This is a genomic window from Antarctobacter sp., assembly GCF_048262615.1.
In the GTDB taxonomy this organism is placed as follows: Bacteria; Pseudomonadota; Alphaproteobacteria; order Rhodobacterales; family Rhodobacteraceae; genus Antarctobacter.
The window spans coordinates 26,130-39,431 of sequence record NZ_JBLXFB010000011.1 but is presented as its reverse complement, the minus strand read 5'-3'; the positions used below and the strand labels follow the sequence as shown (position 1 = coordinate 39,431).

The 13,302-nt window shown below is 63.5% G+C and carries 12 protein-coding genes; 7 read left to right on the top strand and 5 right to left on the bottom strand.

Features of this window, described 5'->3' with window-relative positions; all coding sequences use genetic code 11:
* Nucleotides 1–32 precede the first annotated feature (32 nt).
* Complete coding sequence (locus ACN0S5_RS13450; protein ID WP_417209002.1) at nt 33–983, bottom strand: MBL fold metallo-hydrolase; 951 nt, start codon at nt 981–983, stop codon at nt 33–35.
* A 56-nt stretch (nt 984–1,039) separates the two neighbouring features.
* Between ACN0S5_RS13450 and ACN0S5_RS13445 the strand changes: the two genes are divergently transcribed.
* Nucleotides 1,040–1,603 (top strand): DUF2585 family protein, encoded by a 564-nt coding sequence (locus ACN0S5_RS13445; RefSeq protein ID WP_417208999.1) that lies wholly within the window; start codon nt 1,040–1,042, stop codon nt 1,601–1,603.
* Between the two features lie 2 nt (nt 1,604–1,605).
* On the opposite strand, the gene fahA is transcribed toward ACN0S5_RS13445, so the two are convergent.
* Nucleotides 1,606–2,871 (bottom strand): fumarylacetoacetase, encoded by a 1,266-nt coding sequence (gene fahA, locus ACN0S5_RS13440; protein ID WP_417208997.1) that lies wholly within the window; start codon nt 2,869–2,871, stop codon nt 1,606–1,608.
* Nucleotides 2,872–2,932: 61 nt separating this feature from the next.
* Nucleotides 2,933–4,288 (bottom strand): homogentisate 1,2-dioxygenase, encoded by a 1,356-nt coding sequence (gene hmgA, locus ACN0S5_RS13435; RefSeq protein WP_417208995.1) that lies wholly within the window; start codon nt 4,286–4,288, stop codon nt 2,933–2,935.
* 138 nt (nt 4,289–4,426) lie between these two features.
* Between hmgA and maiA the strand changes: the two genes are divergently transcribed.
* Complete coding sequence (gene maiA, locus ACN0S5_RS13430; protein WP_417208992.1) at nt 4,427–5,044, top strand: maleylacetoacetate isomerase; 618 nt, start codon at nt 4,427–4,429, stop codon at nt 5,042–5,044.
* A 92-nt stretch (nt 5,045–5,136) separates the two neighbouring features.
* On the opposite strand, the gene ACN0S5_RS13425 is transcribed toward maiA, so the two are convergent.
* Entirely contained in the window at nt 5,137–6,492 is a 1,356-nt protein-coding gene (locus ACN0S5_RS13425) for an aspartate aminotransferase family protein (protein ID WP_417208990.1), read from the bottom strand.
* A 1-nt stretch (nt 6,493) separates the two neighbouring features.
* A complete protein-coding gene (locus ACN0S5_RS13420; protein WP_417208989.1) occupies nt 6,494–7,306 on the bottom strand; it encodes an IclR family transcriptional regulator in 813 nt (270 codons plus the stop codon).
* A gap of 128 nt (nt 7,307–7,434) precedes the next feature.
* Between ACN0S5_RS13420 and ACN0S5_RS13415 the strand changes: the two genes are divergently transcribed.
* Genes ACN0S5_RS13415 through ACN0S5_RS13395 form a run of 5 tightly spaced genes read left to right on the top strand, consistent with a single transcriptional unit; the run spans nt 7,435 to nt 13,234 of the window.
* A complete protein-coding gene (locus tag ACN0S5_RS13415; protein WP_417208988.1) occupies nt 7,435–8,373 on the top strand; it encodes a tripartite tricarboxylate transporter substrate-binding protein in 939 nt (312 codons plus the stop codon).
* Nucleotides 8,374–8,427: 54 nt separating this feature from the next.
* The gene (locus ACN0S5_RS13410) at nt 8,428–8,970 is read left to right on the top strand and encodes a tripartite tricarboxylate transporter TctB family protein (protein ID WP_417208986.1); all 543 of its coding nucleotides are present in this window, start codon (nt 8,428–8,430) and stop codon (nt 8,968–8,970) included.
* A 13-nt stretch (nt 8,971–8,983) separates the two neighbouring features.
* The gene (locus ACN0S5_RS13405) at nt 8,984–10,507 is read left to right on the top strand and encodes a tripartite tricarboxylate transporter permease (protein ID WP_417208985.1); all 1,524 of its coding nucleotides are present in this window, start codon (nt 8,984–8,986) and stop codon (nt 10,505–10,507) included.
* A gap of 4 nt (nt 10,508–10,511) precedes the next feature.
* Complete coding sequence (locus ACN0S5_RS13400; RefSeq protein ID WP_417208984.1) at nt 10,512–11,999, top strand: aldehyde dehydrogenase; 1,488 nt, start codon at nt 10,512–10,514, stop codon at nt 11,997–11,999.
* Nucleotides 11,996–13,234 (top strand): Tm-1-like ATP-binding domain-containing protein, encoded by a 1,239-nt coding sequence (locus ACN0S5_RS13395; RefSeq protein WP_417208982.1) that lies wholly within the window; start codon nt 11,996–11,998, stop codon nt 13,232–13,234. The genes ACN0S5_RS13400 and ACN0S5_RS13395 overlap by 4 nt, the downstream gene beginning before the upstream one ends.
* The last annotated feature ends 68 nt before the right edge of the window (nt 13,235–13,302 follow it).

Below are 13,302 nucleotides of genomic sequence, written 5' to 3'. Positions count from 1 at the left end.
AAGGTGCGCGGAATACGCGCACCTCAATGTGTTTATCCCTGCAACTGCGCCCACATGTCTTTGTCCCGTTGCGCCGTCCAGACGCGTGGCGTGTCGATGCCGCGGGCTTCGTCATAGGCGCGGGCGACATTGAAGGGCAGACAGTGTTCGTAGATCGCGTAATCGCTGAACTTGGGGTCGCATTCGGCGCGGCAGGCATCCCACGCCTCTTTCAGCGACCCGCCACGGGCGACGACCTTGGCCACCGGCTTGTATGTCGAGTTCACGAAATCGGCTGTTGCCGCGATGGCGCGTGCGACCATTTCCTCGCCGACCAGCGCGTCGCCGCGTCCCGGTGCGATGCTCTTGGGTTCGAACATGGCGATGTTGGACAGCGTGTCTTCCCAGTCGCCAAAATGCCCGTCGCCGCAGTAGCAGGCCGAGTGGTATTCGACGATGTCGCCGGTGAACATGACCTCCTGATCGGGCACCCAGACAACCGCGTCACCCGCCGTATGGGCGCGGCCCAGATGCATGATGTCGACGCGGCGGTTGCCAAGGTAGACGGTCATCGAGTCCGAAAACGTCGTGGTTGGCCACGTCAGGCCGGGGATTTCCTCATGCCCCTGAAACAGGCGCGGAAAGCGGTCGAATTCGCTGTCCCAGTCCTCCTGCCCGCGCTCGGCCACCATCGACCGGGCCACGTCGGACATGATGATTTCCCGCGCGCCATAGGCCGAGGCACCCAGAACGCGCACCGCATGGTAGTGAGTCAGCACCAGATGGCTGATCGGCTTATCCGTCACCGAACGCACATGCTCCATCACCTTGCGGGCAAGGCGCGGGGTGGCCTGCGCCTCGACGATCATCACGCTGTCGTCGCCGATGATGACGCCGGTGTTGGGGTCACCCTCTGCGGTGAAGGCGTACAGACCCTCACCCACCTGGGTAAAGCTGGTCTTCTTTTCTGCCATGTCTCCGGCGGATGCAAAGGCCTTTGTCATGTGATCCCTTTCAAGTCTCTGGACGCAAACGCGCCTTTGTGATTCCATCGCAAGTCATGACACATGGCCTGAAACCCGCGCTCATCTTTTTGTTCATCACCGCCGCGATGGCGGTGGTTCTGGTCCTCATGGGGCGCGATCTGATCTGCCCCTGCGGTCATGTCTCTTTCTGGACCGGCCCCGATGCCCCGCCGCGCGAAGGCAGCCAGCATCTGTTCGATCTCTATTCGCCCAGTCACCTGATCCACGGGCTGCTGTTTTTCGGCGTGCTTGCGCTGGTCGCCCGACGTCTGAGCCTGAACCTGCGGTTTGCCATCGCGCTGATTGTCGAGGCGGGCTGGGAGATCCTTGAGAATACGCCCTTGGTGATTGAACGCTATCGCGCGGTGACGGTCTCGCTCGACTACAACGGCGACAGCGTGATCAATTCTGTGTTCGACGTGATCGCGATGGTTGTCGGTTTCTACCTTGCCCGCGCCTTGCCGGTCTGGGTCAGCGTGGCCATCGTGATCGGCCTTGAGGTTCTGACCGCCTTCCTGATCCGCGACGGTCTGGCGCTGAATGTCCTGATGCTGTTCTGGCCGTTGGAGTCGGTCCTTCAGTGGCAGCAGGGCGGCTAGGGTCATTTCCGCCCACCATAGGGATCGTCCAGCGCGGGCAGCACCGTACCGGTGCAGTCGCCAAAACCGACGCGATAGCCATCGCCCTTGGCCGCGCCCCGCAAGGTCAGCGTATCGCCGTCCTCCAGAAAATTGCGCGTCTCGCCGCTGTCCAGCGTGACCGGTTCCTTGCCGCCCCAGGTGAGTTCCAGCAGCGCGCCGCGGCTGTCCTTGGTGGTGCCGGAGATCGTGCCGGAGCCCAGCAGATCACCCACCGACATCGGGCAGCCGCTGGAGGTGTGATGCGCCAGTTGCTGGGCCGAGGAATAGTACATCTCTTTGTAATTCGTCCGCGCGATCACCGTCTCGGGTTTGCCTTCGGGCGCAAGGCCCACCTCCAGCGCGATATCGTACAGCATCGGGCCGGGTTCCTTGAGGTAGTCCAGCAGCACGCGCTCGCGCTCTGGCGTGGAGACGCGGAACGGTTCCAGCGCGGCCTTGGGCACAATCCACGGACTGATCGTGGTGGCGGTCGCCTTGGACTGAAACGGCCCCAGCGGCTGGTACTCCCACGCCTGAATATCGCGCGCGGACCAGTCGTTCAGCAGCACATAGCCAAATAGCATCTCGTCAGCCTCGGTCACCGTGACCGGACCTTCGGAGGGGACGCCGACAATGGCCCCCATCTCCAGTTCCAGATCGAACCGGACACAGGGGGCAAAGCGCGGCAGGTCGTCGTTCGGGCCTTTCAACTGGCCCCAGGGGCGGCGCACATCGGTGCCCGACACCACAACCGAGGAGGCCCGACCGTTGTAGCCGATCGGGATCGACAACCAGTTCTGCGGCAGCGCGTTTTCCGCGCCCCGGAACATGGTGCCAACATTGGTGGCGTGGTTCTTGGAGGCATAGAAATCGGTGTATTCGGCCACCATGAAGGGCATCAGCATCCTGGCCCCGGCCTGCGGGACCAGATAGGCGGTCAGCGCCTCGGCGTCCGGCGCACCCTTGGCCAGCATCTCTGTCGCCGTCGCACGAAAGGCGGCCCATGCGGCGGGGCCCAGCGACATGAATTCTGTCCAGTCGCCAAAGGCAAAAACCGTGTCCTCATCGTCCATCTGGACCAGGCCATCGGCCTCCAGCGTGGTGACGTCAAGGATCATGTCGCCGATGGCGATGCCGCAATGGGCCTCGCCGTCCTCGGCGCGAAAGCTCCCGTAGGGCAGGTTGTTCAGCGGGAAATCCGTGTCGGGGGAGTTCGCACTCTCTACCCAAGATTTAAGAAGCGGCATTCAGAGGCTCCGGTCGTCTGGTGTTTCGATGTGTGGACAGGGGGCTGGCCCCCCTTGTCCCCTACTTTTTGCCCGGCGTGCCGTCGAATTTCTTCTCAAGGCTGTCCCAGCAGTCAATATAGTCGTCCTGCAACGGGGCCTCCTGTCCGGCGAATTGCGTCAGATGCTGCGGGAAACGGGTCTCGAACATAAAGGACATGGTGTTGTCCAGCTTGTCCGGCCCAAGATTGGCGTTGGACGCGCCTTCAAAGGCGTTTCGGTCCGGCCCGTGGGGTAGCATCATGTTGTGCAGGCTCATCCCGCCGGGGACAAAGCCCTGCGGCTTGGCATCGTACTGGCCATAGATGTTGCCCATCAGTTCGGACATGATGTTCTTGTGATACCACGGCGGGCGGAAGGTGTTTTCCGCCACCATCCAGCGTTCGCGGAACAGCACAAAGTCGATATTGGCCGTCCCCGGCACGCCAGAGGGCGCGGTCAGCACGGTAAAGATCGACGGGTCCGGGTGGTCGAACAGGATCGCGCCCACGGGGCAATAGGTGCGCAGGTCGTATTTGTAGGGGGCGTAATTGCCGTGCCATGCGACCACGTCCAGCGGGCTTTGCCCGATCCGGGTCTCATGAAACTGACCGCACCACTTGATCGTCAGGGTCGAGGGCACCTCGCGGTCCTCGAAGGCGGCGACGGGGGCCTTGAAATCGCGCGGGTTGGCCATGCAGTTCGCGCCGATGGGACCGCGCCCCGGCAATTCGAATTTCTGCCCGTAGTTTTCGCAGACAAAGCCGCGGCACGGCCCTTCCAACACCTCGACCCGGTACACCAGGCCGCGCGGCAGGATGGCGATTTCCTTTGGCTCGACGTCGATGATGCCCAGTTCGGTGCAAAAGCGCAGACGGCCCTCCTGCGGGACCACCAGCAACTCGCTGTCGGCGGAAAAGAAATAGGCGTCCTGCATCGACTCGGTGATCAGGTAGATATGGCTGGCCATGCCCACTTGGGTATTCACGTCGCCTGCGGTGGTCATGGTGCGCATGCCTGTCAGCCACGTCAGGCCCGCATCGGAATGCGGCACCGGATCCCAGCGGTACTGGCCAAGGCTGGTGACATCCGGGTCCACATTGGGCGCGGATTTCCAGTAAGGCAGGTCGATCTTGGTGTAGCGCGCGGAATGTTTGACCGAGGGGCGGATGCGATAACACCATGTGCGCTCTGGCCGCACATCGGTGAAGGCGGTGCCGGACAGTTGTTCGCCGTAAAGTCCATAGTTGCACTTTTGCGGGCTGTTCATCCCTTGCGGCAGCGCGTCAGGCAATGCCTCTGTCTCAAAGTCATTGGCCCAGCCCGGCATGTATCCCTCATGGGGGCCGGTGGTGTTGGTCGCGCGGATCATGCCCTGCGGCAGGTCGTGACGGGTCATGGTGTTCCTCCCAGATGTCGGTCTGAACCGGATTCGGACTTGCGGGTAATATTCATTGCATCTGCAATGAAGTCAAGGTTATCGTTGCAAGTGAAACAAGCGTGCTCTTTTCTTTTGGGGGCGCAGGGGGGACATGCCATGATCCGATTGTTTGACTATTGGCGGTCATCGGCCAGCTACCGGGTGCGTATCGCCTTGGGTCTGGCCGGGGTGGACTGGGAAAGCGTGCCGGTGGATCTGGTCGAGGGGGCGCAGCAATCGCCAGAGCATTTGGCGCGCAACCCGCAAGGTCTGGTCCCGGTGCTGGAGATCGACGGGCTGCGGCTGACGCAGTCGCTTGCGATTGTCGAGTATCTGGATGAGACACGGAACCTGGGGCTGTTGCCGAAGACGGCCGCCGGGAGGGCGCGGGTGCGGGCGCTGGCGCAGGCCACGGCGGTCGATATCCATCCGGTCTGCAACCTGAGGGTCGCGAAACACGCGGTCACGCAATCGGGCGGGGTGATTGCGATGGAGGGCTGGATGCGGGCCTTTATCGCTCCGGGTTTGGCGGCGGTCGAAACGTTGCTGGAAGGTGGCGATTTCTGCCACGGGAACCGGATCTCCCTTGCCGATCTCTGCCTTGTGCCGCAGGTGTACAACGCCCGAAGATGGGGGGTGGACATGGACGGAATGCCCAAGGTCCGGAGGGTCGACGCGGCGCTGGCCGAAATCCCGGCTTTTGCCGCCGCGCACCCGGACAGAACGCCAAGGTAAGGCCCGTTTCGGCAAGGGTCGGGGCCCGAGGCCCCGGATCAGGTCCGGGGCGGGTGGTCCGCCCTGAAGCAGTCCGCGTGTGTGGGACAAGGTCAACTCTGCGCCGTCAGGCCAGCATCCAGCGCGGACAGGATCGTCCGGACGTGTCCTTCGGTCAGGATCAGCGGCGGTGAGAAGATGATATTGGGGCCAGAGACCCGGACCATGGCGCCGTTTTCATAGGTCGTGCGGTGCACGTCGCCGATGGTCTTTTTGTCGATAGGCGTCTTGGTCGCGCGATCAGACACCAGCTCGATGGCGCACATCAACCCGTGCCCACCCCGCACGTCGCCAATCAGAGCGTGTTTCTCCTTGAGCGCCAGGAGACCGTCGTAAAGCTGTGCGCCGCGCGCGGCGGCGTTGTCCTTGACCTGCAACCTCTGGGTTTCCTGCAAACAGGCGATGGCCGCCGCTGCCCCAACCGGATGGCCGGAATAGGTGTAGCCCGATCCAATCGCGCCCTTGCCGCTGGTGTCGCCCTCAAAGACCTCGGCCACCGCGTCCGAGATCATGACCGCACCGAAAGGGAAATAACCGTTGGTGATGGCCTTGGCGGTACACATCAGGTCGGGTTGCACCCCCCAGTGACGTGAACCTGACCAACTGCCGGTGCGGCCAAAGGCGGTGATGACCTCATCGGCGATCAGCAGGATGCCGTGACGCGAACAGATCTCGCGCACGCCGGGCATAAAGCTGGGATGCGGCGGGATCACGCCGCCCGCGCCCAGCACCGGCTCCATGATCATGGCGGCGATGGTGTCGGCCCCCTGAAAGGCGATCTCATCCTCCAGCGCGGCAAGGCAAAGCTGGGCCAGCCGCGCGGGGTCTGTCTCATTGAACGGGTTGCGATAGGTATAGGGGGCCGGGATGTGATAGCAGCCGGGCATCATCGGTTCATACTGCGTGCGGAAATTGGCGTTGCCGTTGACGCTGGCCCCCAGCGTATGGGTGCCGTGGTAGCCCTTTTTCAGCGAAAGGTATTTCACCCGCCCGGCCTCGCCCCGGACCTTGTGATACTGGCGGGCAAGGCGCAGCGCGATCTCGACGCTGTCGGACCCGCCGGAGGTGAAAAAGGCGCGGCTGAGGCCATCGGGCGCAAAGAAATCGCGCAGCATGGTGCTGAGTTCGATCACCGCATCATTGGTGGTGCCGCGAAAGATCGAATAATAGGGCAGGCGCTCCAACTGGTCGGCAATGGCCGCCTTCACCGGGGCGCAGGAATAGCCCAGATTGACGTTCCACAGTCCGCCCACCGCATCGACCGTGCGGTGGCCGTCCACATCGGTGATCTCGACCCCGTCGCCGCCGACGATGATGTCGGGCGGATTGGCAAGGCTGTCGGCCGGATGCGCCATCGGGTGCCAGAGGTGGCGGGCGTTGTTTTCGATCAGAAAGTTCGAATCTTTCATGTCAGACCTCGTTCGGCTGGGTATGGCGGGGCAGGGGCGTTTCCCACAGCGCGGCATGGCCGCGGGGCAGGGTGCCCCCGGTTGAAATGGTGGCCTGCCGGATCGCTCCGCGCAGGGCGCTCAGGATTGCCGTCATCTTTTCGCGTGAGACGCGGACCGCAGGCACTGCCACGGCAAGCGCGCCGATCGGCGTCCCCTCGGGGCCAAAGATCGGCCCGCCGACAGAGGACACCTCGCGGTCAAACGCCTGATCGAGGCTGCACAGCCCGCTCTGCCGGATGTCATCCAGCACAGAGCGCAGAAAGGCGGGATCGGTCAGTGTCAGATCGGTATAGGCCTTCAGCGGTTGCGACAGGATGCGGTCGATCACGTCAGGCGGCGAAAACGCCAGCACGGACAGGCCGGAAGAGGTGGCGTGCAGCGGCAACATCTCACCTTCGTCGAAGTGGACCTGCGTGCCGTGCACCATCGGATCGGAATGAAACAGCGGTGAAAGCATATCGCCTTGCAAAAGCGAGGTGTGGCACAGTTCCCCGACGTCGGCGGCCAGACTTTCGATGATGGGGCGCAGGATGCGGCGGGTCGGATGGGTCGCCTCGCGCACCGCCGTCAACCGCAGGATGGCCGGTCCCAGCCGATAGGCGCGGGTCAGCGGGTGCTGTTCAACGAATCCATTTGCCTCAAGCTCGACCAGGTGCCGGTGCACCGTTGCCTTGTCCCGACCAACCATGCGCGCGAATTCGACCAGCCCGATCTCGGGCTTGGTACGTGAGAAATAGTTCAGCAATTCAAGGGCTTTTGTGACCGTTCCCATTGGTGCCGCGCGACCTTTCGAAACTCTTTCAGGGTATCCACGAAAGAAACGTTGACAGAAATTCATCGCAAGTGCAACAATTAATGCACCACAGGTTCATATAGTGAACCGATCAACAGGAGGATGACATGAAGGCTCTATTGAAAGCGAGCGCCGCGCTGCTGGCTCTTGCGCTGCCGCTGGCCGCTCAGGCCGAGTATCCCGAGAAACCGGTGGAGTTTGTTGTGCCCTGGCCGCCGGGCGACCTTGAGGATGTGCTGACCCGGCTCATTGCCGAGAAGTTTCAGGAGACCTACGGCGTGCCTGCGGCGGTGGTGAACAAGCCCGGCGGCGGTGGCGGCCCGTTCCCCGGTGCGGTTGAGGTCGCGCAGGCCCCGGCGGATGGCTATACGGTCGGCTCTTTCGTGATCGGCGTGCCGCTGATCGGTCCCGAAACCGGCATCCCGGCGCTGAACCCCAACCCGTTTGAGCCGGTCGGCATTTTCCTGACCTATCCCTTTGTCATCGCCGCTTCCGGCGACGCGCCATATGGCACGATGGAGGAACTGGCCGAATACGCGCAGGACAACGATGTGGCGCTGGGCCACTTCGGGTCGTTCCTGATCCCGACACAGGTGACATTCGCGCTCGCAAAGGAAATGGGTTTTGACTACGCGGCAGAGGCGGCGTTTGACGCGCTGGACTGCAACACGCTGGCCTCGGGCGACGTGGATGTGATCAACACCACGCTGCAACTGATCAAGCCCTGTCTGGACGATCTCACCGTGCTGGCCTCTATCGGGTCGCAGCGCACCGCGCTGACGCCGGACGCGCGCACAGTGGGTGAGATCGCGCCCAATCTGGACATCTCGCTGTGGAACGGGCTGTTTGTGCACAAGGACACCCCCGCCGATGTGCGCGAGAAAATCGCCGCCGTAGCACAGGAGGTCGTCACCTCGGACGCGGCGCAAATGCTGGCCGCAGAGACCGGCGCGCTGATCTACTGGCAGGACGCAAAGGCGTCCATGGCGCAGATGGACAAGGACGCGGTCACACTGGGCACCGTGTCCGAGCTGATCGGCGACTGATCCTGGCCGGACGCCCCCAACGTGGGGGCGTCCTATAACCTTGGGGGAGCGCAGATGCGCCGGTTCCAGACCTTTCAGGACCTTTTCAAACGCTACCGGCGACCCGGCGACCTTGTCTTTGCCGGTCTGTTTTGCCTCTTGGCGCTGTTTCTGTTCGTGATGCTGCCGCAGGAAACCCAATGGGTGAAGCGGACAAAACTGTTTGCCCAACCCGCCTTTTGGCCCGCCGTCTCTGTCGGGGCGATGCTGCTGTTCAGCCTGCTGCATCTTTTCGGCGCACTGGTGTCCGACCGTATCCCCGGCCGCGGGGCCGAGGTGCTGGCTTGGCTGAAGTCGGTGGAATACGCCGGCTGGTTCATGGCCTATGTTCTGATGGTGCCGGTGGTTGGCTACCTCGCCGGATCGGTGGTGTTTGCCTGCGTGCTGGCGTGGCGGCTGGGCTATCGGTCGGCGCGCTGGCTGCTGACGGCCACTGTGTTTGCCGTGACCGTGGTGGTGGTGTTCAAGTCGCTATTGCAGGTCAAGATCCCCGCCGGACAGGTCTATGAATTGCTGCCCGCCGGTGCCTTGCGCACCTTCCTCATGACATACCTCTGAAAGGGGCTGAGCGATGGACACCTTTCTGTCCGGACTGGAGATGCTGGCGCGTTTCGACGTGGTGCTGGCCTTGCTCATCGGCTCTATCGGCGGGGTCATCATCGGGGCAATTCCCGGCGTCGGCCCGCCGGTGGCCATCGCGATCCTGCTGCCCGCGACCTTTGCGCTGGACCCTTTGGTGGGGCTGACCATGTTGCTGGGCATCTACGGGTCGTCGATGTTCGGCGGTGCGCTGCCCGCCATCCTGATCAACACGCCCGGAACGGCGGTCAACGCGCTGACCACCTATGACGGCCACCCGATGACCCAAAAGGGCGAGGCGCTGCGCGCGCTGGGGCTGGCCTATGGCGCGTCCTTCGTGTCGGGCATCCTGTCGATTGTGGCGCTGATCCTGCTGTCACCGCTGCTGGCGAAAATCGCGCCGATGTTCGGCTCACGCGAGATATTCCTTGCCGCCCTGCTGGGGATCGTTCTGGTGATCCTTGCCCACCGTGGCCAGACCTTTGCCGCCGGGATGCTGGCCGCCTTTGGCATTTTCCTTGGCACCGTCGGGCTGGAGCCGGTCAAATACACCCAGCGCTACACCTTTGGGCAGGATTGGCTGGTCGGCGGTTTCGACCTGATCGTGGTGGTGCTTGGCCTGTTCGCCCTGTCACAGGCCTTTCAACTGCTCAGCGAAGCGGACAGCGCCCCCGATACCCAGCCCATCCGCGGCTCCATGCTCCGCGCCATCGGCGAGGTGTTCCGGTTCAAGCGTATCGCCGCTGTCGGCTCCGGCTTTGGCGTGCTGATGGGGATGATCCCCGGCGTGGGTGAGTTCACGGCGCAGTTCCTGAGCTATACCTACGCGCAGAAGACCTCGAAAACCCCCGAGGCGTTTGGCAAAGGCTCACCCGAGGGGCTGGTGGCCTCGGAGTCGGCCAACAACGCGGTTCCCGCCGCCGCGATGATCCCGCTGTTGGCGCTGGGCATCCCCGGCGAGGCGCTGACCGCCATGATGCTGTCGGTGTTTTACGTGCACAACGTGACACCCGGCCCGGCGCTGTTCCAGAACCAGTTGGACTTTGTCTATGCGCTGTACATCGCGATGATCCTGCTGAACGTGATTGTCATCGTCTTCATGATCTTCTCGTCGAACCTGCTGCTGCGCATCATCCGCATTCCCACCCGCTTTCTGGGTCTGACCATCCTGATCCTCAGCTTTGTCGGCGTCTATTCCCTGCGCAATTCCATGACCGATTGCGCGATTGCCGCCGGGTTCGGCCTGTTTGGTTTGATCCTGAAACGGCAGAACCTGCCGGTGGTGCCGATCATCCTTGGCATGGTTCTGGGCGGCATCATGGAGGTCAAGCTGCGCAGCGCCATGGCGCGGGTGAAAACGCCGCTGGATTTTGTCGACCGCCCCATCGCCGCCTGTATCGCCCTCGCCATTATCGCGCTCATCGTGCTGCACGTCTGGGGTGTCTGGCGGGAACGAAAGGCCGGGCTGAAAGACTCCGAACACGATCACGACATGCACGACACGCAAGGAAACTGAGACAATGCTGGATCTTTCGCGGATCGAAGAATTGCGCAGGGCGGATGTGCCGCCGGCCCGCCACCTGATCGACGGGGCTTTTGTCGCCGCTTCGGACGGGGCAGAGATGGAGGTGATCTCGCCTCTGGACGGCAAGGTGCTGACGTCCCTTGCGCGGGGCACAACGACCGACGCCGAGGCCGCGGTGGCAGCGGCGCGGCGCGCTTTTGACGATGGGCGCTGGGCGGGGCTGCCACCTGCCGCGCGCAAACAGGTGCTGTTGAAATGGGCTGACCTGATCGAGGAACAGGCGCTGGACCTTGCGGTGCTGGGCGTGCGCGACAACGGCACAGAGATCGGCATGGCGCTAAAGGCAGAGCCGCTGTCGGCGGCGGGCACGATCCGCTACTACGCCGAAGCCATCGACAAGATCTATGGTGAGATCGCGCCGACAGGGGATGGCAGCCTTGGCCTTGTTCACCGTGAGCCTGTCGGCGTGGTGGGGGCCATCGTGCCGTGGAACTTCCCGTTGATGATCGGCGCGTGGAAACTGGGCCCGGCGCTGGCGGCGGGCTGTTCGGTGGTATTGAAACCTGCGGAAACGGCCTCGCTTACCCTGCTGCGGATCGCGGAACTGGCGCAACAGGCGGGTTTGCCGGACGGTGTATTGAACGTGGTCACGGGCGAGGGCGCGGTGGTCGGCGCGGCCATCGCCGAGTCGATGGATGTGGATGTGCTGGTGTTCACCGGATCAGGGGCCACGGGGCGGCGTCTGCTGGAGGCCTCGGCCCGGTCGAACCTGAAACGGGTCTATCTGGAACTGGGGGGCAAGTCCCCGAACATCGTCTTTGCCGATGCGCCCGACCTGAAAGAGGCGGTCAAGGTTTCGGCCAACGGGATCTTCCGCAATGCGGGGCAGGTCTGCGTGGCCGGGTCGCGTCTGTTGGTCGAACGGTCGATCCACGATGCCTTTGTCGCGGACCTGACAGAATATGTGCGCGATATGAAGGTCGGTGATCCTCTGGACCCCGCAACCTCTGCCGGGGCGGTCAACAGCCTGCGCCAGTTGGAGCAGAACCTTGGGTTCGTGGCAGAGGCGCGGGCGCTGGGCCGGGACATCCGCATCGGCGGCGCGCGCACTCTGCAAGACACGGGCGGCTATTTCATGGAGCCGACCATCGTGACCGGCGTCGACCCCGCCGACCGGCTGGCACGCGAAGAGGTGTTCGGCCCGGTGCTGGCGGTGATCCCCTTCGATTCCGAGGAACAGGCGGTGGCGATTGCCAATGGCACCGATTACGGTCTGGCAGCGGCGGTCTGGACCTCAAACCTGTCGCGCGCGCACCGGATGATCCGACGCATCAAGGCGGGCATCGTGCATGTGAACACCTATGGCGGCTCCGACATGACGGTGCCGCTGGGCGGTGTGAAACAGTCAGGCAACGGGCACGACAAGTCGCTGCACGCCTTTGACAAATACCTCGACCTCAAGACCGCGTGGATCAAGCTATGAGCGCAGACCGCACCATCCTGATCGTCGGCACCTTTGACACCAAGGACGAGGAGCTGACTTACCTTGCCCAAGTGATCCGGGGGCAGGGCGGCGGCGTGCTGACGATGGACGTCAGCGTGCTGGGTGATCCATCGCAGCCAACGGATTTTTCCAAACAGGACGTCGCGCAAGCGGGCGGGCACACGATCCGTGAGGCTGTCGATGGCGGGGACGAAAACCTTGCGATGCAGATCATGGCCAAAGGGGCGGCACTGTTGACGGCGCGCCTGCACCGCGAGGGCCGGATTGACGGGGTGATCGCGCTGGGCGGGACGATGGGCACCGATCTGGCGCTGGATGTCTGCTCGGCGCTGCCCATCGGGGTGCCGAAATACATCGTTTCGACGGTTTCCTTTTCTGCGTTGATCCCGCCCGATCGTCTGCCTGCGGATGTGCAGATGATCCTCTGGGCGGGCGGGCTTTATGGTTTGAACTCTGTCTGCAAGGCGTCGCTGTCTCAGGCGGCGGGGGCGGTGCTGGGGGCGGCGCGCGCGGTTGAGCGGGGCGATCGCCGCCGCCCGCTGATCGGCATGACCAGCTTTGGCAAGACGGTGCTGCGCTACATGGTGGCGCTGAAACCGGCGCTGGAGGCGCGGGGCTTTGAGGTGGCGGTGTTCCACGCCACCGGCATGGGCGGCCGCGCGTTCGAGAGCCTTGCGGCTGAAGGGGCCTTTGCGGCGGTGATGGATTTCGCGCCGCAGGAGGTGGGCAATCACCTGATGGGATCGACCATCAGCGCCGGGGCCGACCGGATGACCGGCGCAGGCCGCAGCGGAACGCCGCAGATCGTGTCTATTGGCTGTTACGATCTGGTGGATTTTGTCGGCTGGCAAGAGGTGCCCGCCCGACTGGCGGGGCAAGAGGTACATGCCCACAATCGGCTGTTGTCGTCGGTGATGATGACTGCCGACCAGCGGCGCGAGATGGCGCGCGCGATCTGTGACAAGCTGGCTGGCGCGTCTGGACCCGTCGTCTTGTTGCTGCCTTTACAGGGGGGCAATGAATGGGACCGCCCCGGCGGACCGCTTAGCGATCCCGAGGGGCTGCGCGGGTTCCTTGAGGAAATACGCGCCTCATGCCCCGCGAATGTACAGCTTGTCGAACTGGACGCGCATATCAATGACCCGGCGTTTGCCGAGACGGCGCTGGCGGTCTTTGATGGTTGGGCCACAGGCGGACACCTGCGCGGGACCTGACCGCGCGGGTCGACGGTCAGGGAGAATCCCTCTAACGTCCTGACCGGAGAAGTTGTTTTGGACATTTC

What these genes read in the sequence shown, in the direction of transcription:
- ACN0S5_RS13450 (WP_417209002.1), bottom strand. Translation starts at nt 983, where the DNA reads ATGACAAAGGCCTTTGCATCCGCCGGAGACATGGCAGAAAAGAAGACC.
- ACN0S5_RS13445 (WP_417208999.1), top strand. Translation starts at nt 1,040, where the DNA reads ATGACACATGGCCTGAAACCCGCGCTCATCTTTTTGTTCATCACCGCC.
- ACN0S5_RS13425 (WP_417208990.1), bottom strand. Translation starts at nt 6,492, where the DNA reads ATGAAAGATTCGAACTTTCTGATCGAAAACAACGCCCGCCACCTCTGG.
- ACN0S5_RS13420 (WP_417208989.1), bottom strand. Translation starts at nt 7,306, where the DNA reads ATGGGAACGGTCACAAAAGCCCTTGAATTGCTGAACTATTTCTCACGT.
- ACN0S5_RS13410 (WP_417208986.1), top strand. Translation starts at nt 8,428, where the DNA reads ATGCGCCGGTTCCAGACCTTTCAGGACCTTTTCAAACGCTACCGGCGA.
- maiA (WP_417208992.1), top strand. Translation starts at nt 4,427, where the DNA reads ATGATCCGATTGTTTGACTATTGGCGGTCATCGGCCAGCTACCGGGTG.
- ACN0S5_RS13405 (WP_417208985.1), top strand. Translation starts at nt 8,984, where the DNA reads ATGGACACCTTTCTGTCCGGACTGGAGATGCTGGCGCGTTTCGACGTG.
- ACN0S5_RS13400 (WP_417208984.1), top strand. Translation starts at nt 10,512, where the DNA reads ATGCTGGATCTTTCGCGGATCGAAGAATTGCGCAGGGCGGATGTGCCG.
- ACN0S5_RS13395 (WP_417208982.1), top strand. Translation starts at nt 11,996, where the DNA reads ATGAGCGCAGACCGCACCATCCTGATCGTCGGCACCTTTGACACCAAG.
- ACN0S5_RS13415 (WP_417208988.1), top strand. Translation starts at nt 7,435, where the DNA reads ATGAAGGCTCTATTGAAAGCGAGCGCCGCGCTGCTGGCTCTTGCGCTG.
- fahA (WP_417208997.1), bottom strand. Translation starts at nt 2,871, where the DNA reads ATGCCGCTTCTTAAATCTTGGGTAGAGAGTGCGAACTCCCCCGACACG.
- hmgA (WP_417208995.1), bottom strand. Translation starts at nt 4,288, where the DNA reads ATGACCCGTCACGACCTGCCGCAGGGCATGATCCGCGCGACCAACACC.